We start from the raw sequence: 24,733 nt of genomic DNA, 5'->3' as shown, positions 1-24,733 counted from the left end.
ATGCCCTCCACCGTCCCCGCCGTCGCGCCGGCTACGCCACCGGGTTCTCGCGCACCGTCGCCAGGTCCGACGAGGTCTTCGTGGCGATGAACTCGGTGATGCGGTAGGCGCAGACGCCCGCCACCGTGAAGGGGTCCTCGGCCGCGATCCTCTCGATCTCGGCCCGGGACACCCCGCCGGCCAGGATCACGCCCCCGTCGCGCGGGACCTTGCGCCCCGACGCGAGGAAGACGCCCGCGGCGTAGTAGCCGTCCAGCCAGGCGATGTGGGCGTCCATCTCCTCTTCGACGGCCTCGAGGGGTGCGGTGTAGGAGAGCTCCATGACGAACATGATCGCCAGGCTACTCTCGCTCCATCATGACGAGTGTGAACACCCCCGCCGACGAGGCCGAGGCCCGGGCGATACAGGACGAACTGCGCCATCAGGTCGTGCTCACCGAGCCCGGCCCCGCACCCGGCCGCGGGCTGGTCGCGGGAGTGGACGTGGCCTACGACGACGAGCGCGACCTGGTCGCCGCCGCGGCCGTGGTGCTCGATGCCGCCACCCTGGAGGTCGTCGAGGAGGCCACCGCCGTCGGGCACGTGAGCTTCCCGTACGTGCCCGGGCTGCTCGCCTTCCGCGAGCTGCCGACCGTACTGGCCGCCCTCGACGCCCTGACCACCGGGCCCGGCCTCGTCGTCTGCGACGGCTACGGCCTCGCCCACCCGCGCGGCTTCGGCCTCGCCTGCCACCTCGGCGTGGTCACCGGGCTCCCGACGATCGGCGTCGCGAAGAACCCGTTCACCTTCACCTACGAGGAACCGGGCGCCCGGCGGGGCGACGCCGCCGCGCTGCTCGCGGCCGACGGGGCCGAGGTCGGGCGGGCGCTGCGCACGCAGGACGGGATCAAGCCGGTCTACGTCTCCGTCGGGCACCGGGTCTCCCTGGACAACGCCTGCGCGCACGCACTGGCCCTGAGCCCCCGATTCCGGATCCCCGAGACCACCCGGCACGCCGACTCCCTGTGCCGCCGCGCCCTGCGCGAGGCAACCGCCTGAGCCACCGCAGGGTCCACCGCAGGGTTCACCGCACGCGTCAGCGGGCGTCGGCCACCCGGAAGGCGATCCCCGCCTTCTGCAGGCGGGCGATGAGGGCGTCGCCCATCGCCACGGCCGTCGTCAGCTGTCCGACGGCCTCCGGCAGGGCGTCGTAGGCCAGGCACAGCGCCGACTCGGCCAGCATCTTCGCGGTCTCCGTGTAGCCCGGGTCGCCGCCCGACACCTCGGTGAGCACCCGCCGGCCGCCGCCCTCGCCGACGAACCGGAGGCTGAACCAGCTGCGCGCACGGCGTTCCGCGTCCGGCCCCAGGCCCGGCTCCCAGCGGTTCATCAGCCACTGCCGGGCCGGCGGCACCTGCGCCAGGGCCACCGTCGCGCCCAGCGCCGCCGTACCGCCGACCGCGACCGGCAGGTGCTTGACGGAGGCGTAGTGCCGGTAGCGGAAGTCCGGGCCGTACCGCTCCAGGGCGGCCGCCGATCGGGCCACGATCCGCGGGTCCAGGGTGGGCAGCGGCATCGCCCAGGTGCCGGTCTCCCGGCTGAACCGCGGCGCACCCACCGGCCCGCGGGCCCGCCGGCCCAGCAGCCGGGGCTCGTGCAGCCGGCGCTGCCGGGCGGCCGCCACGGTCTGGGGGCCGCGGGACAGCGCGGTCAGCGCGGAGGCCAGGGTCCCGCCGGAGAAGAGGGCGTTGGACCGGACGAACCCGTCCACCGTCAGCGGCACGCCCTCCGGCAGCTGCTTGACCGTGAAGTAGGCCCCGAGGTCGGCGGGGATCGAGTCGAAGCCGCAGGCGTGGACGAGCCGCGCTCCGGTCTCCCGGGCCCGCGCGTCGTGCTCCACGTACATCCGGTCCACGAACTCCGGTTCGCCGGTGAGGTCCACGTAGTCCGTGCCCGCCTCGGCGCAGGCGGCCACGAGCTCGGCCCCGTACCAGACGTACGGTCCCACGGTCGTGGCCAGCACCCGTGTGGAGGCGGCGAGTTCGCGCAGGGCGCCGGCGTCGGCCGCGTCCGCGCGCAGCAGCGGCAGCCCCGCGCACGCCGGATCGATCGCGGCCAGCCGCTCGCGCAGCCGTTCCAGCTTCGCGAGGTCCCGGCCGGCGAGGGCCCACCGGCAGCCGGCGGGCGCGTGCGCGGCCAGGTACTCGGCGGTGAGCGCCCCCACGAACCCGGTGGCGCCGAAGAGCACGACGTCGTAGGCCCGTTCCGGTCGGTCCTGCGGGACCCGTGCGTTCATGAGCGCTCCTCCCAGGTGGTGGCGGTGGTGCCGGTGGCCGAGGCTAGCGTGACGCCCGGCCGCCCGTGCGAGCAGGTGCGCCGAGAACCGCCCGCGGCGGGCACCGCCCGCGACGAGAACTGCCCGCGGCGGGAACCGCCCGAGACGAGAACAGCCCGAGACGAGAACAGCGCCCCGGGAACGGCCTTGCGGCCGCGCCCGGGGCGCTGCGAGAACCGCCGGTCGGCGGATCAGCCCTGCTGGTACAGGCCGAAGAGGTCGACGACGAGGTCGATGTCCTCCCAGCCCTGGTTCCAGAAGTCGACGATGCCGTTGGCCCCGGTGCTCGCCTGGACCAGGTTCGGGACGGTGTCGCCCTTCGTCCAGTTCAGGTTCGAGGAGTTGGGCGGCGTCGGCCAGGTCTCCGTGCCGTTGTCGTAGTCGTCGATCGTGTTCGGGTCCGGGGTGACCGTGAGGAACCCGTCGCCGTTCGTGTTCGTGACCGTGGAGTTCATCACGAAGCCCGTGATGCTCGGCTCGCCGAACGAGAGCGGCATGTAGACGTAGCTACGGGCGCCCAGCGGGCCCCAGGCCCACTGCTGCGCGTCGCGGGTGTCGAGCAGACGCTCCGGCTCGAGCGGCACGAAGGCGCTCGTGCTGTCCTTGCTGTAGTAGCCGACGACGTCGACGACGACGTCGGTGCCCGCCCAGGCGCCGTTGAAGACGCTGATCTTGCCGTCCGCACCGACGGGCACGATCACCGAGTTGGCGATCGTCTGACCGGGGGTGAAGTTCAGGTTCGACGCGGTCGGGGTGGCGCCACCGCTCGGGAAGACCGACAGGTGGCCGGCCTCCTTCGGGTTGGTGACCGTCACGTTGAGCGCCACGGCGGTGATGCCCTGGGGCACGCCGCGCAGGCCGCCGATCTGGGTGGAGAACGTCTTGCGGCCGCCGAGCTGGCCCCTGACCGTGCCGAGGCCCTCGCGGGTGTCGACGAAGCGGGACGGAGTGATCGGGGTGTAGCCGCTGGACGCGGTGGTGCTGAAGTAGCCCGTGACGTCCGCGATCAGGTCGACCGACTGCGAGCCGCGGTTGGCGAGCTCGACGTAGCCGTTCTTGCCGACCGGCACGATGACCAGGTTCGGGACGGTCTGGCCGGCCTTGAAGTTCACGTTCGACGTGGTCGGACGGGTGGTGCCCTCGGCGAAGGCCGTGATGTGGCCGGCGCTCGTGGTGTTGGTGACGGTGATGTTGAGGACCACGGCGGTGACCCCGGCCGGGATCCCCCCGTTGCCGCCGACCTTCACGCGGGTCGAGGTGTACGGGGCGACCTTGCCCTTGGCCACGCCGGTGCCGTCGCGGGTGTCCAGCAGGCGGGTGGGCGCGTACGGGGTGAAGTCCGTGCCCTGGGTGACGAAGGTGACGTCGTTGACGGCCGAGACGGCGTTCGCGGTGTCCTTGACGGTGACCTTGATCGGGTACGAGCCGACCTCGGCGTAGGTGTGGGCCGTGGTCAGCGTGGTCTCGCCGGAGGCGCTGAGCACGTCCGTCTTGCCGTCGCCCCAGGCGATGGTGACCTCGAGCGTGCTCGGGGCGCTCGTGATGACGGTGTCCAGCTCGACCCCGTGCGCCGAGGTGCCGTAGGCGTACACGCCGACCGCGAGGTCGGGGTTGGCGGCGATGGACGGCGCCTGCTGCGCGGTCGCCGCCCCGGCCTTGCCGGCGGGCAGGGCCTTGCGGACGGAGCGCTCGGCGGGGCTGGAGAAGGCGTGGCCCTTCGACTTGGACCCCTTGGTCTTGCCCAGGTCCAGGTCGGGAACGGTCGCACCGTGAGCGTCGGGCTGGGCCGGGTCGGCCTGTGCCACGCCCGGGATGAGACCAACGCCTGCCGCGATGGCGGCGGCGGAAATTACAAGTCGGCGACGGCGCACCGGCCCCCCATTATCTCTGGTTGAACGCTTGAACAAGTTCGAAAGCGTGTTCAGAGTACACAGTCGCGCGGCGATTGATCAGGGGGGTGGCCCTACATCCCGACCTTGCTTTTCCCGCCCTCGACACGCCGGTGCCGGGCGATACCGGCCCAACCCCGCACGGGGGCTTGTGCTCGGTGGAACACGTTCCTAGCATCACCGGTGTTACATCAGTTGTGTCACACAGTCGCACACCACGGACACGATCCACACCGGAGACGCTGGGGGCTCGATGGCAGTGACAGGGAACGGCGGCCGGGACGCCGGCGCGGACGCGGGCGGGCGGGGTCCGCTCGCCGGCCTGCGCGTCGTCGAGCTGGCGGGCATCGGTCCCGGACCGTTCGCCGCCATGCTCCTCGCCGACCTGGGCGCGGACGTCGTACGGGTGGACCGGCCCGGAGGCGGCGGGCTCGCGGTCGACCCCGCCTACGACCTCACCAACCGCGGCAAGCGCTCCGTCCTGGTCGACCTCAAGTCCGCCGACGGGCCCGCCCGCGTCCTGGACCTGGTCGAGCGGGCCGACGTCCTCGTCGAGGGGTTCCGCCCCGGGGTCGCCGAGCGGCTCGGCGTCGGCCCGGCCGAGTGCCACGCCCGCAATCCGAAGCTCGTCTACGGGCGGATGACCGGCTGGGGCCAGGAGGGCCCGCTCGCGCAGACGGCGGGGCACGACATCGCGTACATCGCCGTCACCGGCGCCCTCGGCATGATCGGCAACCCGGGAGAGCCCCCGGCCGTCCCCGCCAACCTGGTCGGGGACTACGCGGGCGGCTCGCTCTACCTCGTGATCGGGGTCCTCGCCGCCCTCCAGCACGCCCGGACCACCGGCACCGGCCAGGTCGTCGACGCGGCCATCGTCGACGGCACCGCCCACCTCACCGCCATGATCCACGGGATGATGGCGGCCGGCGGCTGGCAGGACCGCCGCGGGGCCAACCTGCTCGACGGCGGCTGCCCCTTCTACGGCACCTACGAGACCTCCGACGGCGGGTACATGGCGGTCGGCGCGCTGGAGCAGCAGTTCTACGACACCTTCGTGGACCTCCTCGGCATCACGGACCGGGCCCCGGCCCGCAAGGACATCGCCCGCTGGGGCGAGCTGCGCGAGGTGGTCGCCGCACGCTTCAGGACCCGTACGCGCGAGGAGTGGACGGCGGTCTTCGAGGGCACCGACGCCTGCGTGGCGCCCGTACTCTCCCTGCGCGAGGCCCCGCACCACCCGCACCTGGCCGCCCGCGGGACCTTCACCGACTTCGGCGGGATGGTCCAGCCCGCCCCCGCGCCCCGGTTCTCCGCGACCCCGGCCGCCGTCACGGGAGGCCCCGCCCAGCCGGGGGCGCACACCGAATCCGTGGCCGCCGACTGGGACGTACCGGCCCTGCTCCCGAAGGACGCCTGATGGAACTGTCGATGATGCTCGACTACGCCGGTGACCCGCGGGAGGCGGCGGACCGGGCGGCCGAGCTGGAGAACGCCGGCCTCGACGCCGTGTGGGTGGCGGAGGCCTGGGGCTTCGACTCCCCGACGATCATGGGCTACCTCGCCGCACGCACCGAGCGGCTGAAGATCGGCTCGGCGATCCTCAACGTCTACTCGCGCACCCCCGGCCTGATCGCCCAGACGGCCGCCGGACTGGACGCGCTCTCCGGCGGCCGGGCGCTGCTCGGCCTCGGCGCCTCCGGCCCGCAGGTCGTCGAGGGCTGGCACGGGAAGCCGTACGACAAGCCGCTCGGCCGCACCCGCGAGACCGTCGGGCTGTGCCGACGCATCTGGCGCCGCGAGACCATCGACCACCACGGCATCACCGACATGCCGCTGCCCCCGGAGCGGGGCACCGGGCTCGGCAAGCCACTGAAGATCCTCACCCGGCCGGTGCGCGACACGATCCCCGTCTACATCGCCTCGCTCGGCCCGGCCAACGTACGCCTGACCGCTGAGATCGCTGACGGCTGGCTGCCCACCCTCTTCATCCCCGAGAAGGCCGCGGCGGTGTGGGGCGGACCCCTCGCCGAGGGCGCGGCGAAGCGGGCGCCGGGGCTCGGCCCGCTGCAGACCGTCGCCGGGGGGCTGCTCGCCATCGGCGAGGACGCGGCCGCCGTACGGGACCTGGCACGCCCGCAGATCGCCCTGTACGTCGGCGGCATGGGCGCGGTCGGCAAGAACTTCTACAACGACCTCGCCGTGGCCTACGGCTACGAGGAGGAGGCCCGGAAGATCCAGGAGCTCTACCTCTCCGGCCGCAAGCGCGACGCGGCCGCCGCCGTACCGGACGAGTTCTGCGAACTGATGACCCTGTGCGGGCCCGAAGGCTACGTGCGCGAGCGCGTCGAGGCCTTCCGGGAGGCGGGCGTCACCATGCTCAACGTCACGCCCGTCGGCCCCGAGCCGGCCCGGCTGATCGAAACCGTCAAGAACTGGCTTTAGGGAGCCGACCGATGAAACGCCAGATCTTCGACGCCGACCACGAGGCGTTCCGCGAGACCGTGCGCACCTTCCTCACCAAGGAGGTGCTGCCGCACTACGAGCAGTGGGAGAAGGACGGCATCGTCAGCCGCGAGGCGTGGCGGGCCGCGGGCCGGCAGGGGCTGCTCGGCCTCGCCGTCCCCGAGGAGTACGGCGGCGGTGGGAACACCGACTTCCGCTACGCCGCCGTGATCGCCGAGGAGTTCACCCGCGCGGGCGCCCCGGGGCTGGCCATCGGCCTGCACAACGACATCATCGGGCCGTACCTGACCTCGCTCGCCACCGAGGAGCAGAAGCGCCGCTGGCTGCCCGGCTTCTGCTCCGGGGAGACCATCACCGCCATCGCGATGACCGAGCCGGGCGCGGGCTCCGACCTCCAGGGCATCCGGACCACCGCCGAGGACCGCGGCGACCACTGGGTGCTGAACGGCTCCAAGACCTTCATCTCCAACGGCATCCTCGCCGACCTGGTGATCGTGGTCGCGAAGACCACCCCCGAGGGCGGGGCGCACGGACTCTCGCTGCTGGTCGTCGAGCGCGGCGCGGAGGGCTTCGAGCGCGGCCGCAACCTCGACAAGATCGGCCAGAAGTCCCAGGACACCGCCGAACTGTTCTTCCACGACGTACGCGTCCCGAAGGAGAACCTGCTCGGCGAGCTGAACGGCGCCTTCGTCCACCTGATGACCAATCTCGCGCAGGAGCGGATGGGCATCGCGATGGCCGGCATCGCGGCCGCCGAGTACCTGCTGGAGATCACCACCCAGTACGTGAAGGAGCGCGAGGCCTTCGGGCGCCCGCTGTCCAAGCTCCAGCACATCCGCTTCGAGATCGCGGAGATGGCCACCGAGGTCGCCGTCACCCGGACCTTCCTCGACCGGTGCATCACCGACCACTCGAACGGCGAACTGGACCACGTGCACGCCTCGATGGCCAAGTGGTGGGCCACCGAACTGCAGAAGCGCGTCGCCGACCGCTGCCTGCAGCTCCACGGCGGATACGGATACATGACCGAATACCGGGTCGCGCGGGCCTTCACCGACGGCCGGATCCAGACCATTTACGGCGGCACGACCGAGATCATGAAAGAGATCATCGGCCGCTCCCTCCTCGGCTAAGACCCAGACCTCCCGAAAGGCTTGACCAGTGAGCACCGAAGCTTACGTATACGACGCGATCCGCACCCCGCGCGGCCGCGGCAAGGCCAATGGCGCCCTGCACGGCACCAAGCCGATCGATCTCGTCGTCGGGCTCATCGACGCCCTGCGCGAGCGCAACCCCGGCCTGGACCCCGCCACCATCGACGACATCGTGCTCGGCGTCGTCGGCCCGGTCGGCGACCAGGGCTCCGACATCGCCCGGGTCGCGGCCATCGCCGCCGGTCTCCCGGACACCGTGGCCGGCGTACAGGAGAACCGCTTCTGTGCCTCCGGCCTGGAGGCCGTCAACCTGGCCGCCGCCAAGGTCCGCTCCGGCTGGGAGGACCTGGTCCTGGCGGGCGGCGTGGAGTCCATGTCCCGCGTCCCGATGGCCTCGGACGGCGGCGCCTGGTTCAACGACCCGATGACGAACTGGGACGTCAACTTCGTCCCGCAGGGCATCGGCGCCGACCTGATCGCCACGATCGAGGGATTCTCCCGGCGCGACGTGGACGAGTACGCGGCCCTCTCCCAGGAGCGCGCCGCCGCCGCCATCAAGGACGGCCGCTTCGCCAAGTCGGTCGTCCCGGTCACCGACCGCAACGGCCTGGTCGTCCTGGACCACGACGAGTTCGTCCGCCCGGGCACCACCGCGGACACCCTCGCCAAGCTGAAGCCCTCCTTCGCGGACATCGGCGAGCTGGGCGGCTTCGACGCCGTCGCGCTGCAGAAGTACCACTGGGTCGAGAAGATCGACCACGTCCACCACGCGGGCAACTCCTCCGGCATCGTCGACGGTGCCTCGCTCGTCGCCATCGGCTCCCGCGAGGCGGGCGAGCGCAACGGACTGACCCCGCGCGCCCGGATCGTCTCGGCCGCCGTCTCCGGATCCGAGCCCACCATCATGCTCACCGGCCCCGCCCCGGCCACCCGCAAGGCCCTCGCCAAGGCCGGTCTGACCATCGACGACATCGACCTGGTCGAGATCAACGAGGCCTTCGCCGGCGTCGTCCTGCGCTTCGTCAAGGACATGGGCCTGTCCCTCGACAAGGTCAACGTCAACGGCGGCGCCATCGCGCTCGGCCACCCGCTCGGCGCCACCGGCGCGATGATCCTCGGCACGATCGTCGACGAGCTGGAGCGCCAGGACAAGCGCTACGGCCTCGTCACCCTCTGCGTCGGCGGCGGCATGGGCGTCGCCACCATCGTCGAACGCCTCTGAACCGTCCTGTATCCCCGCCCCCCGGACCTTCCGAAACGAAAGCAGTGACCATGAGCGAGTCCACCACGATCCGCTGGGAACAGGACGAGACCGGCGTCGTCACCCTGATCCTCGACGACCCGGGCCAGTCCGCCAACACGATGAACCAGGCCTTCAAGGACTCGATCGCGGCGATCGCCGACCGCGCCGAGGCCGAGAAGGACTCCATCCGCGGCATCATCTACACCTCCGCCAAGAAGACCTTCTTCGCGGGCGGCGACCTCAAGGACATGATCCGGCTGCGCCCCGAGCACGCGCAGCTCGCCTTCGACACCGGCACCGAGATCAAGCGCTCGTTGCGCCGCATCGAGACCCTCGGCAAGCCCGTCGTCGCCGCGATCAACGGCGCCGCCCTGGGCGGCGGTTACGAGATCTGCCTCGCCTCCCACCACCGCGTCGCCCTCGACGCCCCCGGCTCCAAGATCGGCCTGCCCGAGGTCACCCTCGGCCTCCTCCCGGCCGGCGGCGGCGTCACCCGTACCGTGCGCCTGATGGGCATCGCCGACGCGCTGCTCAAGGTGCTGCTCCAGGGCACCCAGTACAACCCGAAGCGCGCCCTCGACAACGGTCTGGTCCACGAACTGGCCGCCACCCCCGAGGAGATGCTCGCCAAGGCGCGCGCCTTCATCGACGCGAACCCCGAGTCGAAGCAGCCCTGGGACGTGCCCGGCTACCGCATCCCGGGCGGCACGCCGTCGAACCCGAAGTTCGCCGCCAACCTCCCGGCCTTCCCGGCCAACCTGAAGAAGCAGCTGAACGGGGCCCCGTACCCGGCCCCGCGCAACATCCTGGCCTGCGCCGTCGAGGGCGCCCAGGTGGACTTCGAGACCGCGCTGACCATCGAGGCCCGCTACTTCACCGAGCTGGTCACCGGCCAGACCGCCAAGAACATGATCCAGGCCTTCTTCTTCGACCTCCAGGCCGTCAACGCGGGCCGCAGCCGCCCGCAGGGGATCGAGCCGCGCCAGGTCCGCAAGGTCGCCGTCCTCGGCGCCGGGATGATGGGCGCGGGCATCGCGTACTCCTGCGCCCGCGCGGGCATCGAGGTGGTGCTGAAGGACGTCAGCGCCGAGGCCGCCGCCAAGGGCAAGGCGTACTCCGAGAAGCTCCTGGACAAGGCCGTCTCCCGGGGCCGGAGCACCGAGGCGCAGCGCGCCGAGCTGCTCGCCCGGATCACCCCGACCGCGGACGCGGCCGACCTGGCGGGCTGCGACGCCGTCATCGAGGCCGTCTTCGAGGACACCGCCCTCAAGCACAAGGTGTTCCAGGAGATCCAGGACGTCATCGCGCCCGACGCACTGCTGTGCTCCAACACCTCCACCCTGCCGATCTCCGGCCTCGCGGAGGGCGTGAAGCGGCCCGCCGACTTCATCGGGCTGCACTTCTTCTCGCCCGTCGACAAGATGCCGCTCGTCGAGATCATCAAGGGGGAGCAGACCGGGGACGAGGCCATCGCCCGCGCCTTCGACCTGGTCCGCCAGATCAACAAGACCCCGATCGTGGTCAACGACTCGCGCGGCTTCTTCACCTCCCGCGTCATCGGCCAGTTCATCAACGAGGGCGTGGCCATGGTCGGCGAGGGCATCGAGCCCGCCTCCATCGAGCAGGCCGCCGCCCAGGCCGGCTACCCGGCCAAGGTGCTCTCCCTGATGGACGAGCTCACCCTGACCCTGCCGCGCAAGATCCGCAACGAGTCCCGCAAGGCCTTCGAGGCCGAGGGCCGGACCTGGACCGAGCACCCCGCCGACACCGTCATCGACCGGATGGTCGACGAGTTCGGCCGCCCGGGCCGCAGCGGCGGCGCCGGCTTCTACGAGTACGACGAGACGGGCAAGCGCGCCCGCATCTGGCCGGGCCTGCGCGAGCACTTCGCCAAGCCGGACGCCGAGATCCCCTTCGAGGACATGAAGGAGCGGATGCTCTTCTCGGAGGCGGTCGACACCGTCCGCTGCCTCGACGAGGGCGTCCTCACCTCGATCGCCGACGCCAACATCGGCTCCATCATGGGCATCGGCTTCCCGGCCTGGACCGGCGGCGTGATCCAGTACATCAACGGCTACGAGGGCGGCCTGCCCGGCTTCGTAGCCCGTGCGCGCGAGCTCGCCGCCACCTACGGCGAGCGCTTCACCCCGCCGGCGTCGCTGGTCGCGAAGGCCGAGCGGGGCGAGACGTACGCGGACTGACCGCGCGGCACCCCCGGGACCGCCCCTGAGCGGGCCCGGGGGTGTCCTTCCGGTCAGCCCTCGAACGCGGCCAGGCGGGCGAACAGTGCGTGCTGCCGCGCGCCGTCCGGAGCGGACCAGCCGGCCAGCACCCGGCACCCCGCGCCGTCACCGGCGGGAGCGGGACGCAGCACCCGGCACACGGTCAGGGTCGACACCGGGCCTTCCTGCATCATCGGGCCCACGGTGACGAGGCTCGCGTCGGCGGTGTCCGTCACGGCCCCGGGGCCGGTCAGGCCCTGCGGCACCCCGGCCCCCTCGGTACGGACCTCGACCGCAGGGTCGGGGATGCCGCTCTCGTTCTGGTCCTGGGCCGTCGTGCGTCCGGCCAGCAGGGCCAGCAACTGCTCGACCAGGACGAAGTCGTGGGCCCCGTCGTAGATCCAGCGACGGCCCAGCACACCGTGCTCGGAGGTGCCGATCAGGCCGTCCGCGGCGGACGCCAGCGGCGCCCCGCGGTACGTCATCGGGACCTGGTAGGTGACGGGGGAGTCCCCCGAGGTGTCGGTGACCACCATGAACTCGATGCCCACATCGCCCGCGGGGTCGTCGAGCCGGAAACCGCCGGCCTTGGCGAGCACCGGTGCGTCCCCGCCCCGGTACCAGGGCTTCGACGGCATCCAGGCGGCGAGGAGTTCGAGCTTTCCGGGTGACATGGTGGTGCGGTGAATGACTGCCATGATCCATAACCTACCGGGGTGGCAAGGGGGTTGACCGGCGGCCCGGCCCCGGTCACGGGGGCGCGGTCACGGGGTGTTCCCGGACGGCGATCCTGGCCAGCTTCGTCAGCATCATGCCGTTGCGCACGGCAACGAGATAGTCCACCGGCAGCCCGTGCATGCGGGTGCCGGGACCCCGCAGCGGATGCCAGTCGAGGGTGAAGAGCGTGTTCCCGCCCCAGGGGTCCAGGTTCATGGCGATGCGGGCCGCACCGAAGGGCTCGGCCCGGGCTTCCAGCTCCAGGCGCCGCTGCGGTTCGCAGACGCGGACGACGCACGTGTCGTCGAGGGTCAGCGGGCCGGCGCCGACGCGGACCCGCAGCCGGGCACCCACGTCGGGCCAGTGCGGGTCCGCCGCGAGGACCTCCCGGGTTCCCGTCACCCACTCCCCGTAGCGGTGCCCGTCGGCCAGGAGGCGCCAGACCTCGGCGGGCGGGCTCAGGATCAAACGGCGGTTGCGCGCCACGGCGGTCACGCTCCTTCCGGACGGTGGCCGGGCCGTCGCGCCGCCCTGCCCACACCCACCCTCACGCCGTACGCCCGCTCCCGCAGTCCGGCAGACCCGTACGGCTGTCACGGACACCGCCCGGCCTGTCCGGCGCCGGTCCGGTGCCGGACCGGGACCCGTCAGCCGGGCTCCGAGACGAAGGCCGCCCGCAGCTCCTCCCGCAGGGACCGCTGGAAGGCCGTCACCAGCGCCTGGACCACCATCGGCTGCATGTGCGCCGACAGCGCCTTCATCGACTCCACCCGCTCCGGATCGCTCTCGTCCCGCGTGAACGGCCCCCACACCTCGTCCCGGAACAGCGCCGTCAGCTCGTGCGCGGCCGACCTGGTGTGCTCCAGCAGCACCTTGCGCGCCGCCAGGATCGTCTCGTGCGCGATCGGCACGTCCAGCAGCGCGACCCCCAGCCGCAGCAGCCCCACGTCCACCCGGAACCCGTCGCCCGAGGCGGCGAGCACGTTCATCGCCGTCAGCCGCCGGACGTCGGTGTCCGACAGGCTCCGCCCGGCCCGCTTCTCCAGCTCCTCGCGCGAGACCTCCTGGGCCGCGTCCGGGGCCCAACTGGCCACCATCGCACGGTGGATCGCCAGGTCGTGCGCGCTCAGGTCGTCGGGCAGCGCGTCCAGATAGCGCTCGATCGCGGACAGGGTCATGCCCTGGTGCTGGAGCTCCTCGATCAGCGCCAGCCGGGACAGGTGCTCCGGCCCGTAGTGCCCCACCCGACGAGGACCGATCACGGGAGGGGGCAAAAGCCCGCGGGTGCTGTAGAACCGTACGGTGCGCACGGTGACGCCCGCCCTGGCCGCCAGCTCGTCGACGGTGAGCATCGGCTCGGTTGCCTGGTCGGCCATCGTCTGCGCCTCGCTCTCTGCTCCACAGCTTGGGTTCAACAGTATTGCTGTCGCACCAACGATGTGAAACGGCCAGGAGCTGCCCATGACCACGAACCTGCGACTGCCCGGACGACCCGAAGAGATCACCCTCCCCGCCCTGCTGGCCCGCAACGCCGCCGAGCACGGGGACCTCCCCGCCCTCTCGTGGCGCGCCGGCCCCGACTCGGCCGACTGGGCGACCCTCACCTGGAGCGAGGTCCGCCGCAAGGTGGCCGTCCTCGCCTCCGGCTACGCCGCCCTCGGTGTCGAGCGCGGCGAGCACGTCCTGATGATGATGGGCAACCGTCCCGAGCACTGGCTCAGCGACCTCGCCCTCGTCCACCTCGGCGCCGTGCCCGTCACCGTGTACGGGACCTCCGCGCCCGAGCAGATCGCCCACATCGCCCGCCACAGCCGGGCCCGGGTCGCCGTCGTCGAGGGCGCCCGCGAACTCCTGCGGTGGGAGCCGCTGCTGGCCGACCCCGGCGTGCCCCTGGAACGCCTCGTCGTGGCCGAGGCCGCCGACGCGGGCGGGCACTCCACGTACGGCTCCCTGCACGCGAGCGGGGCCCGGATCCACCGCGCCGACGCCTTCGAGAAGGCCTGGCGGGAGACGCGCCCCGAGGACCCGCTGACCGTCGTCTACACCTCCGGCACCACCGGCGACCCCAAGGGCGTGCGGCTGACCCACCGCAACCTCATGCTCCAGGCGATCCGCCTCGACCGCCACGTCGACCTGCCCGAGCACGCCGAGCACCTCTGCTACCTGCCCTTCGCGCACATCGCCGAGCGGGTCCTCGGCATCTACCTGCCCCTGCTGCGGGCCGCGCACGTACGGCTGTGCGCCGACCCCACCGCCGTCGCGGGGGCGGTCCGCGAACTGCACCCGGTGCAGTTCTTCGGCGTGCCCCGGGTGTGGGAGAAGCTCGCCGCCTCGGTCCGCGCGGTCCTCGCGCAGCTCCCCGAGGCGCAGCGCACGGCCATCGAGGCCGCGAACGACCTGGCCCGCGCCCGGGCCGGCCACCGGGAGCGCGGTGAGGAGGTGCCGGCCGCGCTCGAAGCCTCGTACGCCGGGGCGAAGGAACAGGTGCTGGACCCGCTGCTGCGCCTGGCCGGCCTGGACCGGCTGGTCTGGACGGCCAGCGCGACCGCACCGATGCCGATCGACGTGGTCCGTTTCTGGGCCGGCTGGGGCGTCACGATCATGGACGCCTGGGGGCTCACCGAGACGGCCGGCGTGTGCACGGTCAACAGCCCGGACGGCTTCCGGCTCGGCTCGGTGGGCCGCCCGATCGAGGGGCTGGAGCTGAGGCTCGCCGAGGACGGGGAGATCCTCACCCGCGGCGCGACCGTCTTCGGCGGCTACCTGCGGCCGGACGGCACGGTGGAGAGCGCCTCCGACGCCGATGGCTGGTTCCCCACCGGGGACGTGGGCCGCCTCGACGAGGACGGATTCCTCTGGCTGACCGACCGCAAGAAGGAACTGATCATCACCTCGAACGGCAAGAACGTCTCGCCGGCGCTGGTGGAGAACACCGTCAAGGAGCACCCCCTGATCGGCCAGGCCATGGTCCACGGCGACGGCCGCTCCTACCTCGTCGCCCTGCTGGTCCTGGACCCCGAACTGGCCCCGGTCTGGGCCGCGGCCCGCGGCATCGAGCCCGCCACCCCGGCCGCGCTCGCCGCACACCCGGCCGTCCGGGAGGAGATCGCCCGCGCGGTCGAGGCGGCCAACGCCCGGCTCAACCGGACCGAACAGATCAAGCGGTACCGGCTGCTGACCGAGGAGTGGGGCCCCGACACGGGAGAACTCACCCCCTCCCTCAAACTCCGCCGCCGCGTGATCCGCGACAAGTACGGCGCACTGATCGACGGACTCTACGAGGAACCGTACGAGGCCCCGTGACGGGCTGAACGACGCCACCGCACCCGGGGGGACGGTCCGGGTGCGGTGCGCGGCCGCCAGCGGCCGATCAGCGGGTAGTGGCCGGAGAGGGACCGAGCGGGTGCTCACCGCCGCAGCCGAATCGGCGAAACGTTCGGGCAGCGTGCACATCGATCAGCAGAGCGGGTGCTGCCATCGCAGGTCTGCGGAGCCGCCGATCCAGTACGTGCGTGAGCGCACGGTGACCTTGGCGAGGCCGGTCCCGGTGGCCAGGGACCCGATGGTGGCGAGGACGATGCCGCCGGGCCGGGCCTGGCGAACCCACGTGTAGGGGATGCGCCGGACACCGCAGGTGGCGATCACACGGTCGTACGGGGCGCGGCGGGGCAGGCCGAGCAGTCCGTCCCCTGTGACGGTCCAAGTGGAGAACCCGGCGGTCTCCAGGGCTGCGTCGGCGCGCGCGGCGACGGCCAGGTCGACCTCGATCGTGGTGACGTTGTCCTCGCCCGGGCGGTGGCACAGCAGGGCCGTGGAGTACCCGGTCCCGGTGCTGATCTCCAGCACGCGGTGCCCGTCCTCGATCTCCAGTTCCTCGATCATCTCCAGCACCAGCTGCGGGACGGTGGACGACGAGGTAGGGATGCCCGGTACCGGGCCCGGCGTCTGGTCGGCAGTGAGGTGGTTGTCGAGCTGCGTGACGAGGGACTCGTCGGAGTACGCAATCCTGACCCACTCCGCCGGGTCGGTACCGGCGGCGGTGACCGGCCGCCAGAGCCCGTTGCCGGCGGGCAGGAAGACGCCCGGGTTCAGGAACCGCTCGCGGGGGCGGTCGCGGACCTCGGCAGTAGGCACCTGCTCCGGGACCGGGCCGGGGCCGTGCCGGCGCAAGCCCTCGTGCGATCGGGCCAGCGCATCACCGAGATCGCGGGCCTGTTCGAGGGTGAGGTCGGTCCCCTGGACGTGCTCGCCGTCCAGGTCGCCGGCCACCCTCTGTCCGAGGCCACGGCCCACCACCTGCTCACTCACACCGCCGGGCTGCCGCTGCGAGCCGATCTGAGGAACCTCTACGGCACCGCCCCCCAGGACATCCGCGACGGAGTCCTCCACGAAGCACTTCACCGCCGACCCGGCGAAGCCGTCGAGCCCTCACCTCGCACACGCCGATGAGGTCCCTGGAGGTCGGCGCCAAGCCGACCAGCCAGTACGAGCTGCCGCTGGGGAGGAAGTGGGCCGCCCCGAGGGCTGGCATCCGCGCCTGACCCTATGGGCCCAGGAGGTACGCCAACCGAGTGGTGAACACCGCTTTCGTGACACTCCCGGTCCTGTGGACGTTTCTCATCCTTGAGGCGCGCCGTCGTTCCTGATGACTGCCTTGTGGACGTCGTGGATGAGGTGTTCCTGCGCCTCGGTGAGGCTGCAGGTGACGGGGTGCCTGAAGCCGGGGTCGACTTTCTCCGGCCGCCTTCACCGATACCTCCAGGGGTACCGGGCAGAACGGGCCGGCACCCCACCAGGACGGAACCCGCACCATGACCCACCCCCGCACCCTCGACGCCCACCAGGCCAGCAGCCGCCTGCACGAACCGATCGTCCTGGACGTCCGCACCCCCGGCGAATACGCCACCGGCCACCTCCCCGGTGCCCTCAACATCCCCCTTGACCACCTCACCCGCGCCCTGCCCGACATCCGCGCGGCCGCCGCCCGCGGAGACATCCTCGTCGTCTGCGCCTCCGGCGCCCGCTCCGAGAGCGCCTGCGACACCCTCGCCGACAACGGCATCACCACCGCCACCCTCACCGGAGGCACCGGAGCCTGGGCCGCCGGCGGCCACCCCCTCGACCACCCCCAAGGCGCCACCCGCACCATGGAGCATGGAACGCCAGGTCCGTCTCACCGCCGGCGCCGTCGTCCTGACCGGCCTCGCACTGGGCCGCCTGCGCCCCGCCTTCCGCCTCGCCTCCGCGGGCGTCGCCGTCGGCCTGGCCTTCTCCTCCCTCACCAACACCTGCGGCATGGCCGCCCTGCTCGCAAAACACCCCCACAACCGCCCCGCCAGGGCGACCTGGAGGCCACCCTTGCCGCCCTCCGCAACCACTGACCCAGAGGTCGGATACCCCCTGGGGTACCGTGGGACGAGAATGCAACGGCCCGGGAGGCGCCAGTGAAGGTCGACGACGACGCAGTCAACGCAGTCCTCAACCGACTGCGCCGCGCTCAAGGGCAGCTCGCCGGCGTCATCGCCATGATCGAAGCCGGACGCGACTGCAAGGACGTCGCCACCCAGCTCGCGGCGGTCTCCAAGGCCCTGGACCGCGCCGGCTTCAAGATCGTCGCCAGCGGCATGCGCCAGTGCATGACCGACGTCGGCGAGAACCAGGCCCCCATGACGGAGGAAGAACCCGAAAGGCTCTTCCTCGCCCTCGCCCTCGCCTGACCCGCCTCCGCACCAGAACGGACCGGCCCCCTCACCATGGCCGACGTGGCGCCACGGCGTGGAGCCGGCCGTGCCGCAACAGTAGGGAGGCGGCACCGTCGGCCCGCGCTACCTCCGCTGGACGGCCGAAGTCGTGGGGACCGGACGGATGGTGTACTCCACCGACTACCCCTTCACCTACGGGTTCCGCCCCGGCGGTTTCCCCTTCGTGGACACCGGCGCCGGCGTCGCCCGGTCCTTCCTGGAGGGCGCCCCCCTTCGCGGACGAACAGAAGGCCGACATCGCGCACTGCAACTGGGAACGTTCTGTGTCCCGCGGCGCAGACCAGGGGGCACGGTACGAACCGACCAGCCAGCGGGTCCACCGGATCCACTGACCCCCGCCCACCGTGAACCTCCCGGCGGACCCGCCCCCGCTAGACTTGCAGAGTTATGCAATTTACTAGTTCTGGATCTAATGGGCGGGGGTTGCGGTGTGGCCGGGTTCGAGGAAGCGGCGCTGGAACGGGTCCGCATGGCGCGGGCTCGTCTCCAGGCTGCGCGGGAAGCTGGCGATGCCTTCGAGGAGGCGCAGGCCGCGGAGGAGCTGGAGGACGCACTGCGCGTGGCCCACGATCACGGGGTGGCCACCGACGCCGGGGCCAGGCACGGCCTGCACTCCTTGACCCGCAGCAGCCGAAGCGCCGTCCAGCTGTATGAGATCACCTATCTCGGTACCGGTCCCGAGCCGGATGTCCGTATGGTCGCGGCCAGGGAAGTCGCGGCCGTCATTGAGCATGCCGACGAGCACGGCATGCAGATCCTGATCCGCCCGGGCCCCCGCCCGCTCCGGGAGCCGGACACCAGAGAGGAAGACGCGTGATGACGGACAACCCGCCCACGAAGAACACGGAGGCGGACCAGGAGAAGTGGAAGGAAAAGGGCGTCGCCATGCGGGCCTTCTTCTATATCTTCGGCACGCACGTATTCGCCGGGTTCATCTGGCTGCTGTTCTACCTGGGCCAGCACGCCCAGAAGTGAGATCTTGTCGGGCGGACACCACGGGCCGATGTGCGCCCCGGTGTCCCGCCCCAAAGCCGAGAGCCCTCGCCCAGGCATGCCGCGAGCCACGGCCGACCGCCGCCGCGGCGCGACAGACCAGGGCTCCCTGCTGCAGGTTCAGGACGTGAGGAAAGGCCGCGGGTTCGAGTTTCCGAAGGGGGCTCGTAGCCGGACTCGCGGGTGGTGCGTCCATAACGGTACCGGGGCGGGCCCGGGTTCGTCCGAGTATGCCTCTGCGCCGCGCGCCGCGAAGCCGGGCGGCGCGTCGACGGGCACCTCGCGGGGCGAATGTTAGGGCACGGGAGGTTGATTCCTGCCGGATTCCCGATGTTCCCGTAACTCCTGGCGGCGTGTGGGTAGCGTCTACGGTCATCACTCGGCCGGGGCGTGAGGCCGGCCGGGGTCGCCCAAGACAGAAGGAGCGGTACTGATGCTGACTGTGGAGACGTCTCTGAAGGAGGCGATGACCTCGATCGAGGGGAGCGTGGCGGCCGCGCTGGTCGACTACACGAGCGGGATGGCGCTGGGAACGCTGGGCGGGGGCAAGGACCTCGATCTGACGGTGGCCGCAGCGGGGAACACCGATGTGATCCGGGCGAAAGTCCGCACGATGGAGATGCTGGGCCTCAAGGACGACATCGAGGATGTGCTGATCACCCTCGGTAGCCAGTACCACCTCCTGCGGCTGATCAGGGGCCGCGGGGGCAACGGCCTGTTCCTGTACATCGTCCTGGACAAGGGCCGGGCGAACCTGGCCATGGCCCGGCACCAGCTCAGGCGCATCGAGAGGGAACTGGAGCTGTAGCCGTCCCCTTGTTTCCCGGCTCCGCTTGCCCACGAATTGAAAGAGTCTTCAACTCGGCACATCCGAATGTGATCAAGTCAGGGCGGGCCGGGCCGGGAGACGGGAGGATGGCTGGAGCCGGGCACCGAAAATCCGGCAGGTCCAGCTGCCGGCCCTGGAATGGTCGAACCGCGGGTTGGGAGTGTTGTCGCATGCAGGTGCCGCTGTACCAGGCCAAGGCGGAGTTCTTCCGCATGCTCGGGCATCCCGTCCGGATCCGTGTACTGGAGCTGCTCCAACACGGTCCTGTACCCGTACGCGAACTCCTGAACGTGATCGAGATCGAACCATCGAACCTCTCCCAGCAACTCGCAGTACTGAGACGGTCCGGCATCGTGATCTCCATCCGTGACGGCTCCACCGTCAGCTACGCCCTCGCCGGCGGCGACGTGGCGGAACTCCTGCGCGCCGCACGGCGCATCCTCACCGAACTCCTGGCCGGACAGAATGAACTCCTCGCCGAACTCCGGCACACCGACAGCTCGGCGCAGGCGGGGTCCTCGGCCCTCCCCCCTCCGGGGAGATGACCTCCGGCCGGAGGGGTGGGTTGCCGATGTTGCGGTGCTTCTGCGACTGCGCCGGCGCTTCTGCGAGGACGTCCCCGGCTGACCGGGTTCAGTGCCTGGGTCGGCCCCATTCCGTTCCGCCTGCTCCGCCCAGCTGGGCCGCGAACATTCGGTGAGGGTGGGGGAGTGGGGGTGGGACCGGTGCACGAGATGGGTCTGGCGGCGTAGGGGCTGACCGCGGCTCTGGGCGGCTACCGCGCCACCGTGTCGCCGCGGCACGGCGACGGAACTCACGGGAGTCACGACAGAGCGGCCGCCTTCCGGTGTCAGAAGCGCAGGTGAACCCGCACTGACGGAAGACGGCCGCCGTATGTGGGGTGCGGGCCCCGCAGGGCCGGCACCGTGGGGCACCGTTCAGGCGTGGCGGCTGGCCTTGAGGTCGGCCAGGAGTTCGGCCTGGCCTTCCAGGACGCCGGAGAGGATGCCGCGGGCCACCTTCAGGAGCTCGGCGAGCTGGGGGCTGGTGAGCTTGTAGTACACGTTGGAGCCTTCGCGGCGGGTGATCACCAGGTTGGCCTTGCGCAGGACGGCGAGCTGCTGGGAGAGGCTCGCGGCTTCCACCCCGACCTCGGGCAGCATCTCGGCGACGGCGTGCTCGCGTTCGGACAGGAGTTCCAGGACGCGGATGCGGACCGGGTGCCCCAGCGTTTTGAAGAACTCTGCCTTGAGCTGGTACAGCGGTGTGCTCACCTGGGTACCTCGGTCGTGACTGCCCATCTCATCCACCCGGAACCGTTCCTTCGTAGGGGCATCCGTTCGCCCCTCTTCACACCTTGCGGCCTCCACAATTGCAGATCCCTGCAACTCGCGGGACCCGGCGGGGCGCCTTCGTGACGTTCGGCCCCGAGACGTGGGTCCTTCGCCGGTCAGGCCTTCTTGAGGAACTCGGTCTTCAGGACCAGGCCCTTGACCTTCTTCGTGTTGCACTCGACCTCGCCGGGGCGGGAGGTGAGGCGGATGTTCTTGACCAGGGTGCCGCGCTTGAGGGTCTCGGAGGTGCCCTTGACCTTCAGGTCCTTGGTCAGGGTGACCGAGTCCCCGTCCTCCAGGACGGTGCCGTTGGAGTCCTTGAAGATGATGTCGCTCATGGCGTAGGTGTCCTTCGTCGCTGTTCTTGTGGAGGGTGGTGCTGGTATCAGGTGAGGGTGGGTGCCTCGGGGGACTGCGGAGCGGGCCAGTCGTCGGTGGTCCACTGCTTGAGGGTGCCGTGGGCGCCGTGGGCGGCCAAGGCTGCGGCGAGGTCGCAGTGGACGGGGACGGGCGGGCAGGTGGCGTCGGGGACGAGGGAGCCGTCCGCGGGTATCGCGGCGAGCTCGAGTCTGCGGCCGTTTTCGGCGAGGCGGCGTGCGGCTTGGGCGACGGCGATCTGCCCGCCGGCCGACCAGCCCAGCAGGCCGGTGAGGTCGAGGACGACCGGGCCGGTGCCCCTCGCGATCGCCCAGCCGATGGCGCCGGTGAACCGGTCGGTGGCGTCCGCGCCGAGATACCCGGCCAGGGACAGCACGCCCAGGTCCTGGCGGGTGGTGTAACGCCATTCGATCGTCATCGTCAGCTCCTCGGGTTCACAGGGGAAGGGTGATCCAAATGGCTTTGCCGCGTCCGTCCGCATCCGCCCGTACGACGGCGGTGCCGCCGAGCTCCATCGTCATCTCCACCACCATGGCCAGACCGCTGCGCGGGGCGGTGGCAAGGCCATCGAACAGGGCGGGCAGGTAGGGGTGGCGGTCGTGGACAGCGAACGCGAACGCCCCCGGCCCGTGCGCGTAGGTGACCGTGATGATCGGGGACGTCACGGCGGCGTGGCGGACGGCGTTGGTGACCAGCTCGGCCAGGATCAGCAGCGCCGGACCGACACTCGGGTGGCGAAGGCCCACCCCGCACTCGACGAGGGCAAGCTCGGTGGTCTCGCGGGCGATGCGGACGGCCGAGCCCATGGCCGGCACGTCCAGCACATGCCGGTAGGGCATCGCCTCGACCTGCACGCTCACCGCCCCGCCGCCGTCACGGTGCGGGCCAGGCGGAACCCGGACACCGACTGCGGGTGCAGCCGCAACAGGGTGTCGTGCGGGCCGTGCGCCCATCCCGGCAGGGTCCGCCGGTAGTGGGCGGCCTCGTCCGGGTCGGCGATGACATCTGCCGGGCCGTGCGCGCTGACCGTCCAGCCGGTGCCGGCCGGGCTGCGGATCTCGTCCACCTGGTAGGTCAGCAACGCCCGGCCGGGGACGGTGGCGGCTTGTACGGGGGCCCGGACGACGAGGCGTCCGTACTCCATCACGTGTGCGGCGGGGCGGACGACGGCCAGCTCCCTCTGGATGTAGACGAGTCGGCCTCGGGCGGAGCCTTCGAGGAGCCACAGGGCCTCGGTGCCGGAGACCTCGATCATGCGCAGGTCGGCGGGGACTGTCATCGTGCGGCCTTCCGGATGCGGTGCGGTCGGTGATGCGTACGGGGCAGAAGGCCCGCCTGCTCCAAGTGCTTGCGGGCCCCGGCAATCGCCTCCGGGGTGGTGGCGTACTCGCGGCCTGCCAGGCGCAGCAGCTCCAGGGCGCCGACGGCGTCCAGGGCCTGGCGCTGAGCGGGCCGGATACCGGAGGTCAGCACGGCGATGCCGCGCCGGTTCAACTTCTCGACCGCGTCTTTCAGGACGAGGGCGCCGGTGGCGTCCAGGGTGGTCACCCGCGCCATGCGCAGGATCACCACCTTCACGTCAGAGACCTCGGAGAGTTCGAGGAGGAAGCGGTGGGCACCGGCGAAGAAGAGCGGTCCGTCGATGCGGTAGGCCACGATGTGCTCGGCCAGCAGAGCGTGCTCCTCGTCGCTGTGCTCGCCGGGCAGGTCCGGGCGGAAGTCGATCTGCTCCATCCGGGCCTGACTCGCCACCGCCTTCAACGCGAGGGCTCCGGCGACGACGAGGCCGATGATCACCGCGTACACGAGGTCGAGGACCAGGGTGGCAGCGGCGGTCAGGACCAGCACGACGGCGTCAGAGCGGGTCGCCTTCATCATCGCGCGCAGCGAGCCGACCTCCACCATCCGGATCGCCGTCGCCAACAGCACACCAGCCAGCGCCGCGAGGGGGATCTTCGAGACGAGAGGCGCTGCGGCGAACACGATCACCGCGAGCACCGCCGCGTGCGTGAGCGCGGCCAGCCGGGAGGAGGCGCCCGTACGGACGTTGACCGCGGTCCGGGCGATGGCGGCGGTGGCCGGGACGCCGCCGAACAGCGGGGCGGCCAGGTTCGCGACGCCCTGCCCGAACAGTTCCTTGTCCGGGTCGTGCCGCTGCCCGACCGTCATCCCGTCCGCCACGGTCGCCGACAGCAGGGATTCCAGCGCGGCCAGGGCGGCCACGGCGACCGCCGGGGCCAGCAGTGAGCCGAAGGCGGAAGCATCGAGGAAAGCGAGGGACGGGGCGGGGAGCCCGGAGGGAAGGTCACCGATGGGGGCCGCCGCCTCGAGGTGGAAGAGCTGCGCGACCGCGGTCGCGGCGATGACAGCGACGATCGAGAACGGGACCGTCGGCTTCCAACGCGCTCCGGCCAGCATCACCGCCGCGACACCCAGCGAGAGGCCGATCGCTGTCCAGTTCGGGGAGGCCAGGAACTCCACGAGCGCCCGCCAGGCCACCAGCAGGACCTTCTCGCCTGCTGGCTTCTCGACCCCGAGGGCGGAGGGGATCTGCTGGAGGCCGATCACGCACGCGATCCCCAAGGTGAAGCCCTCCACCACGGGCGCCGGCACGTACCGCATGTACTGCCCGGCCCGCAGCAAGGCGAGAGCGATCAGCAGCACGCCGGCCATCAGCCCGACGGTGAGGACGCCGCCGGGCCCGTACTGGGCGACGATCGGCACCAGGACCACGGTCATCGCACCGGTCGGGCCGGACACCTGGAGATTCGACCCGCCGAACAGGGCGGCGAGCGCGCCCGCGACCACGGCGGTGGCCAGCCCCGCTTCCGCGCCCAGCCCGGAGGAGACCCCGAACCCGAGGGCGAGGGGAAGGGCGACGATCGCCACGGTGAGGCCGGCCAGAAGGTCCCGGCGGGGGCCGCGGGCCATGACCGCGTAGTCGGCCCGGGCGGGCAGGACGGAGCGGACCCGTCCGAGCACAGCCGTCAGCGCAGCGTTCATGCTCACGAGGCCGGGACCTCGGACTCGCGCAGTTCCTCCAGCAGTTCGCTCTGCCCCGTCAGGACCTCGGTCAGGATCCGCCTCGCCGCCAGCATCAGCTGCGCGACGTCCCCGCCCGCCAGTTCGTAGACGACCGTCGCGCCGTTACGGGTCGAGGTGACGATCCCCGAGCGGCGCAGGACCGCGAGCTGCTGGGACAGTGCGGAGGGCTCGACCTCGATCGCGGCCAGTAGGTCCCGCACCGGCATCGGCTCGTCCTGCAGCAGCTCCAGAACCCTTATCCGCACCGGGTGCCCAAGCATCCGGAAGAACTCGGCCTTCGCCTGATACAGCGGAACCGGCATGGCCTCGCACCCTTCTCACCACCCCGGGCTCTGGGGCGAACGGCTTGGTGCCGTGCCCGCGGCTACCTACAGGCACAGCACTCACAGC

General features: G+C 71.5%; 25 protein-coding genes and 3 pseudogenes. 14 read left to right on the top strand and 14 right to left on the bottom strand.

Going from position 1 to position 24,733, the window contains the following annotated elements; translation table 11 throughout:
• Positions 1-31: 31 nt before the first annotated feature.
• A complete protein-coding gene (locus tag ACIPYQ_RS25360; protein WP_361751841.1) occupies positions 32-331 on the bottom strand; it encodes a YciI family protein in 300 nt (99 codons plus the stop codon).
• 26 nt (positions 332-357) lie between these two features.
• On the opposite strand from ACIPYQ_RS25360, the gene ACIPYQ_RS25355 reads away from it, so the two are divergent.
• Positions 358-1,038, top strand: coding sequence for an endonuclease V (locus tag ACIPYQ_RS25355; RefSeq protein WP_401255234.1), 681 nt, complete (start codon positions 358-360; stop codon positions 1,036-1,038).
• A 37-nt stretch (positions 1,039-1,075) separates the two neighbouring features.
• Here the strand turns inward: ACIPYQ_RS25355 and ACIPYQ_RS25350 are convergent, their stop codons facing one another.
• The gene (locus tag ACIPYQ_RS25350) at positions 1,076-2,275 is read right to left on the bottom strand and encodes a saccharopine dehydrogenase family protein (protein ID WP_401255231.1); all 1,200 of its coding nucleotides are present in this window, start codon (positions 2,273-2,275) and stop codon (positions 1,076-1,078) included.
• 230 nt (positions 2,276-2,505) lie between these two features.
• Positions 2,506-4,119, bottom strand: a complete 1,614-nt coding sequence (locus tag ACIPYQ_RS25345; protein ID WP_401255228.1) for a PKD domain-containing protein — start codon at positions 4,117-4,119, stop codon at positions 2,506-2,508.
• Between the two features lie 337 nt (positions 4,120-4,456).
• Between ACIPYQ_RS25345 and ACIPYQ_RS25340 the strand changes: the two genes are divergently transcribed.
• From ACIPYQ_RS25340 to ACIPYQ_RS25320, 5 genes are read left to right on the top strand one after another with little or no spacing between them, the layout of a single operon-like run.
• Positions 4,457-5,620, top strand: a complete 1,164-nt coding sequence (locus tag ACIPYQ_RS25340; RefSeq protein ID WP_401255225.1) for a CaiB/BaiF CoA transferase family protein — start codon at positions 4,457-4,459, stop codon at positions 5,618-5,620.
• A complete protein-coding gene (locus ACIPYQ_RS25335) occupies positions 5,620-6,645 on the top strand; it encodes an LLM class F420-dependent oxidoreductase (RefSeq protein ID WP_401255223.1) in 1,026 nt (341 codons plus the stop codon). Before ACIPYQ_RS25340 ends, ACIPYQ_RS25335 begins: the two co-directional genes overlap by 1 nt.
• A gap of 11 nt (positions 6,646-6,656) precedes the next feature.
• Positions 6,657-7,799: an acyl-CoA dehydrogenase family protein gene (locus ACIPYQ_RS25330; protein WP_361751853.1), complete on the top strand. Its 1,143-nt coding sequence runs from the start codon at positions 6,657-6,659 to the stop codon at positions 7,797-7,799.
• Between the two features lie 28 nt (positions 7,800-7,827).
• Entirely contained in the window at positions 7,828-9,042 is a 1,215-nt protein-coding gene (locus ACIPYQ_RS25325) for an acetyl-CoA C-acetyltransferase (protein WP_401255219.1), read from the top strand.
• 50 nt (positions 9,043-9,092) lie between these two features.
• The gene (locus tag ACIPYQ_RS25320) at positions 9,093-11,264 is read left to right on the top strand and encodes a 3-hydroxyacyl-CoA dehydrogenase NAD-binding domain-containing protein (protein ID WP_401255216.1); all 2,172 of its coding nucleotides are present in this window, start codon (positions 9,093-9,095) and stop codon (positions 11,262-11,264) included.
• Between the two features lie 53 nt (positions 11,265-11,317).
• Here the strand turns inward: ACIPYQ_RS25320 and ACIPYQ_RS25315 are convergent, their stop codons facing one another.
• The 3 genes from ACIPYQ_RS25315 to ACIPYQ_RS25305 all read right to left on the bottom strand — a co-directional run bounded on the left by ACIPYQ_RS25315 (position 11,318) and on the right by ACIPYQ_RS25305 (position 13,378).
• Positions 11,318-11,983 carry a 1,4-alpha-glucan branching protein gene (locus ACIPYQ_RS25315; protein WP_401255213.1) on the bottom strand — a complete coding sequence of 222 codons (666 nt, stop codon included), beginning with the start codon at positions 11,981-11,983 and terminating at the stop codon, positions 11,318-11,320.
• Positions 11,984-12,035: 52 nt separating this feature from the next.
• Positions 12,036-12,488, bottom strand: a complete 453-nt coding sequence (locus ACIPYQ_RS25310; protein ID WP_401255210.1) for an SRPBCC family protein — start codon at positions 12,486-12,488, stop codon at positions 12,036-12,038.
• A 161-nt stretch (positions 12,489-12,649) separates the two neighbouring features.
• A complete protein-coding gene (locus ACIPYQ_RS25305) occupies positions 12,650-13,378 on the bottom strand; it encodes a MerR family transcriptional regulator (RefSeq protein WP_401255207.1) in 729 nt (242 codons plus the stop codon).
• Between the two features lie 85 nt (positions 13,379-13,463).
• Here ACIPYQ_RS25305 and ACIPYQ_RS25300 point away from each other — a divergent pair, with 85 nt between their 5' ends.
• Positions 13,464-15,305 carry an AMP-dependent synthetase/ligase gene (locus ACIPYQ_RS25300; protein ID WP_401255204.1) on the top strand — a complete coding sequence of 614 codons (1,842 nt, stop codon included), beginning with the start codon at positions 13,464-13,466 and terminating at the stop codon, positions 15,303-15,305.
• A 216-nt stretch (positions 15,306-15,521) separates the two neighbouring features.
• Here the strand turns inward: ACIPYQ_RS25300 and ACIPYQ_RS25295 are convergent.
• Positions 15,522-16,172: pseudogene (locus tag ACIPYQ_RS25295) on the bottom strand (methyltransferase); the annotation flags it as partial.
• A gap of 87 nt (positions 16,173-16,259) precedes the next feature.
• Between ACIPYQ_RS25295 and ACIPYQ_RS25290 the strand changes: the two are divergent.
• From ACIPYQ_RS25290 to ACIPYQ_RS25260, 7 genes and pseudogenes are all read left to right on the top strand, one after another.
• Positions 16,260-16,439: pseudogene (locus ACIPYQ_RS25290) on the top strand (serine hydrolase); the annotation flags it as partial.
• A 374-nt stretch (positions 16,440-16,813) separates the two neighbouring features.
• Positions 16,814-17,383, top strand: a pseudogene (locus tag ACIPYQ_RS25285) (rhodanese-like domain-containing protein).
• A 63-nt stretch (positions 17,384-17,446) separates the two neighbouring features.
• A complete protein-coding gene (locus ACIPYQ_RS25280; protein WP_401255201.1) occupies positions 17,447-17,719 on the top strand; it encodes a metal-sensitive transcriptional regulator in 273 nt (90 codons plus the stop codon).
• A gap of 475 nt (positions 17,720-18,194) precedes the next feature.
• Positions 18,195-18,581 (top strand): hypothetical protein, encoded by a 387-nt coding sequence (locus tag ACIPYQ_RS25275; protein WP_401255198.1) that lies wholly within the window; start codon positions 18,195-18,197, stop codon positions 18,579-18,581.
• On the top strand, positions 18,581-18,739 hold the full coding sequence (locus tag ACIPYQ_RS25270) for a DUF6126 family protein (RefSeq protein WP_401255195.1): 159 nt from the start codon (positions 18,581-18,583) through the stop codon (positions 18,737-18,739). Before ACIPYQ_RS25275 ends, ACIPYQ_RS25270 begins: the two co-directional genes overlap by 1 nt.
• A gap of 451 nt (positions 18,740-19,190) precedes the next feature.
• Positions 19,191-19,565, top strand: coding sequence for a hypothetical protein (locus ACIPYQ_RS25265; protein ID WP_401255192.1), 375 nt, complete (start codon positions 19,191-19,193; stop codon positions 19,563-19,565).
• A gap of 191 nt (positions 19,566-19,756) precedes the next feature.
• Positions 19,757-20,131, top strand: a complete 375-nt coding sequence (locus ACIPYQ_RS25260) for an ArsR/SmtB family transcription factor (RefSeq protein WP_401255189.1) — start codon at positions 19,757-19,759, stop codon at positions 20,129-20,131.
• 393 nt (positions 20,132-20,524) lie between these two features.
• Here the strand turns inward: ACIPYQ_RS25260 and ACIPYQ_RS25255 are convergent, their stop codons facing one another.
• The 7 genes from ACIPYQ_RS25255 to ACIPYQ_RS25225 all read right to left on the bottom strand — a co-directional run bounded on the left by ACIPYQ_RS25255 (position 20,525) and on the right by ACIPYQ_RS25225 (position 24,645).
• Entirely contained in the window at positions 20,525-20,860 is a 336-nt protein-coding gene (locus ACIPYQ_RS25255; RefSeq protein ID WP_401255186.1) for an ArsR/SmtB family transcription factor, read from the bottom strand.
• A 176-nt stretch (positions 20,861-21,036) separates the two neighbouring features.
• Complete coding sequence (locus tag ACIPYQ_RS25250) at positions 21,037-21,258, bottom strand: alkylphosphonate utilization protein (protein ID WP_030648694.1); 222 nt, start codon at positions 21,256-21,258, stop codon at positions 21,037-21,039.
• 47 nt (positions 21,259-21,305) lie between these two features.
• Positions 21,306-21,716 carry an STAS domain-containing protein gene (locus ACIPYQ_RS25245; RefSeq protein WP_401255182.1) on the bottom strand — a complete coding sequence of 137 codons (411 nt, stop codon included), beginning with the start codon at positions 21,714-21,716 and terminating at the stop codon, positions 21,306-21,308.
• 16 nt (positions 21,717-21,732) lie between these two features.
• Positions 21,733-22,158, bottom strand: a complete 426-nt coding sequence (locus ACIPYQ_RS25240) for an ATP-binding protein (protein ID WP_401255179.1) — start codon at positions 22,156-22,158, stop codon at positions 21,733-21,735.
• Positions 22,155-22,577 (bottom strand): pyridoxamine 5'-phosphate oxidase family protein, encoded by a 423-nt coding sequence (locus ACIPYQ_RS25235; protein WP_401255177.1) that lies wholly within the window; start codon positions 22,575-22,577, stop codon positions 22,155-22,157. The genes ACIPYQ_RS25240 and ACIPYQ_RS25235 overlap by 4 nt, the downstream gene beginning before the upstream one ends.
• The gene (locus ACIPYQ_RS25230) at positions 22,574-24,301 is read right to left on the bottom strand and encodes a SulP family inorganic anion transporter (RefSeq protein ID WP_401255768.1); all 1,728 of its coding nucleotides are present in this window, start codon (positions 24,299-24,301) and stop codon (positions 22,574-22,576) included. The genes ACIPYQ_RS25235 and ACIPYQ_RS25230 overlap by 4 nt, the downstream gene beginning before the upstream one ends.
• Before the next feature lie 2 nt (positions 24,302-24,303).
• Positions 24,304-24,645 (bottom strand): ArsR/SmtB family transcription factor, encoded by a 342-nt coding sequence (locus ACIPYQ_RS25225; RefSeq protein ID WP_401255174.1) that lies wholly within the window; start codon positions 24,643-24,645, stop codon positions 24,304-24,306.
• Positions 24,646-24,733 lie beyond the last annotated feature (88 nt).

Source organism: Streptomyces sp. NPDC090045 (assembly GCF_044747975.1).
In the GTDB taxonomy this organism is placed as follows: Bacteria; Actinomycetota; Actinomycetes; order Streptomycetales; family Streptomycetaceae; genus Streptomyces.
This window is presented reverse-complemented; position numbering and strand designations above follow the sequence as displayed.

Bases quoted from the DNA above. Each gene is read 5' to 3' on its own strand.
- ACIPYQ_RS25360 (WP_361751841.1), bottom strand. From the start codon at position 331: ATGTTCGTCATGGAGCTCTCCTACACCGCACCCCTCGAGGCCGTCGAA.
- ACIPYQ_RS25230 (WP_401255768.1), bottom strand. From the start codon at position 24,301: ATGAACGCTGCGCTGACGGCTGTGCTCGGACGGGTCCGCTCCGTCCTG.
- ACIPYQ_RS25245 (WP_401255182.1), bottom strand. From the start codon at position 21,716: ATGACGATCGAATGGCGTTACACCACCCGCCAGGACCTGGGCGTGCTG.
- ACIPYQ_RS25335 (WP_401255223.1), top strand. From the start codon at position 5,620: ATGGAACTGTCGATGATGCTCGACTACGCCGGTGACCCGCGGGAGGCG.
- ACIPYQ_RS25315 (WP_401255213.1), bottom strand. From the start codon at position 11,983: ATGGCAGTCATTCACCGCACCACCATGTCACCCGGAAAGCTCGAACTC.
- ACIPYQ_RS25330 (WP_361751853.1), top strand. From the start codon at position 6,657: ATGAAACGCCAGATCTTCGACGCCGACCACGAGGCGTTCCGCGAGACC.
- ACIPYQ_RS25225 (WP_401255174.1), bottom strand. From the start codon at position 24,645: ATGCCGGTTCCGCTGTATCAGGCGAAGGCCGAGTTCTTCCGGATGCTT.
- ACIPYQ_RS25270 (WP_401255195.1), top strand. From the start codon at position 18,581: ATGACGGACAACCCGCCCACGAAGAACACGGAGGCGGACCAGGAGAAG.
- ACIPYQ_RS25250 (WP_030648694.1), bottom strand. From the start codon at position 21,258: ATGAGCGACATCATCTTCAAGGACTCCAACGGCACCGTCCTGGAGGAC.
- ACIPYQ_RS25260 (WP_401255189.1), top strand. From the start codon at position 19,757: ATGCAGGTGCCGCTGTACCAGGCCAAGGCGGAGTTCTTCCGCATGCTC.
- ACIPYQ_RS25305 (WP_401255207.1), bottom strand. From the start codon at position 13,378: ATGGCCGACCAGGCAACCGAGCCGATGCTCACCGTCGACGAGCTGGCG.
- ACIPYQ_RS25320 (WP_401255216.1), top strand. From the start codon at position 9,093: ATGAGCGAGTCCACCACGATCCGCTGGGAACAGGACGAGACCGGCGTC.
- ACIPYQ_RS25340 (WP_401255225.1), top strand. From the start codon at position 4,457: ATGGCAGTGACAGGGAACGGCGGCCGGGACGCCGGCGCGGACGCGGGC.
- ACIPYQ_RS25265 (WP_401255192.1), top strand. From the start codon at position 19,191: ATGCTGACTGTGGAGACGTCTCTGAAGGAGGCGATGACCTCGATCGAG.
- ACIPYQ_RS25300 (WP_401255204.1), top strand. From the start codon at position 13,464: ATGACCACGAACCTGCGACTGCCCGGACGACCCGAAGAGATCACCCTC.
- ACIPYQ_RS25235 (WP_401255177.1), bottom strand. From the start codon at position 22,577: ATGACAGTCCCCGCCGACCTGCGCATGATCGAGGTCTCCGGCACCGAG.
- ACIPYQ_RS25355 (WP_401255234.1), top strand. From the start codon at position 358: ATGACGAGTGTGAACACCCCCGCCGACGAGGCCGAGGCCCGGGCGATA.
- ACIPYQ_RS25350 (WP_401255231.1), bottom strand. From the start codon at position 2,275: ATGAACGCACGGGTCCCGCAGGACCGACCGGAACGGGCCTACGACGTC.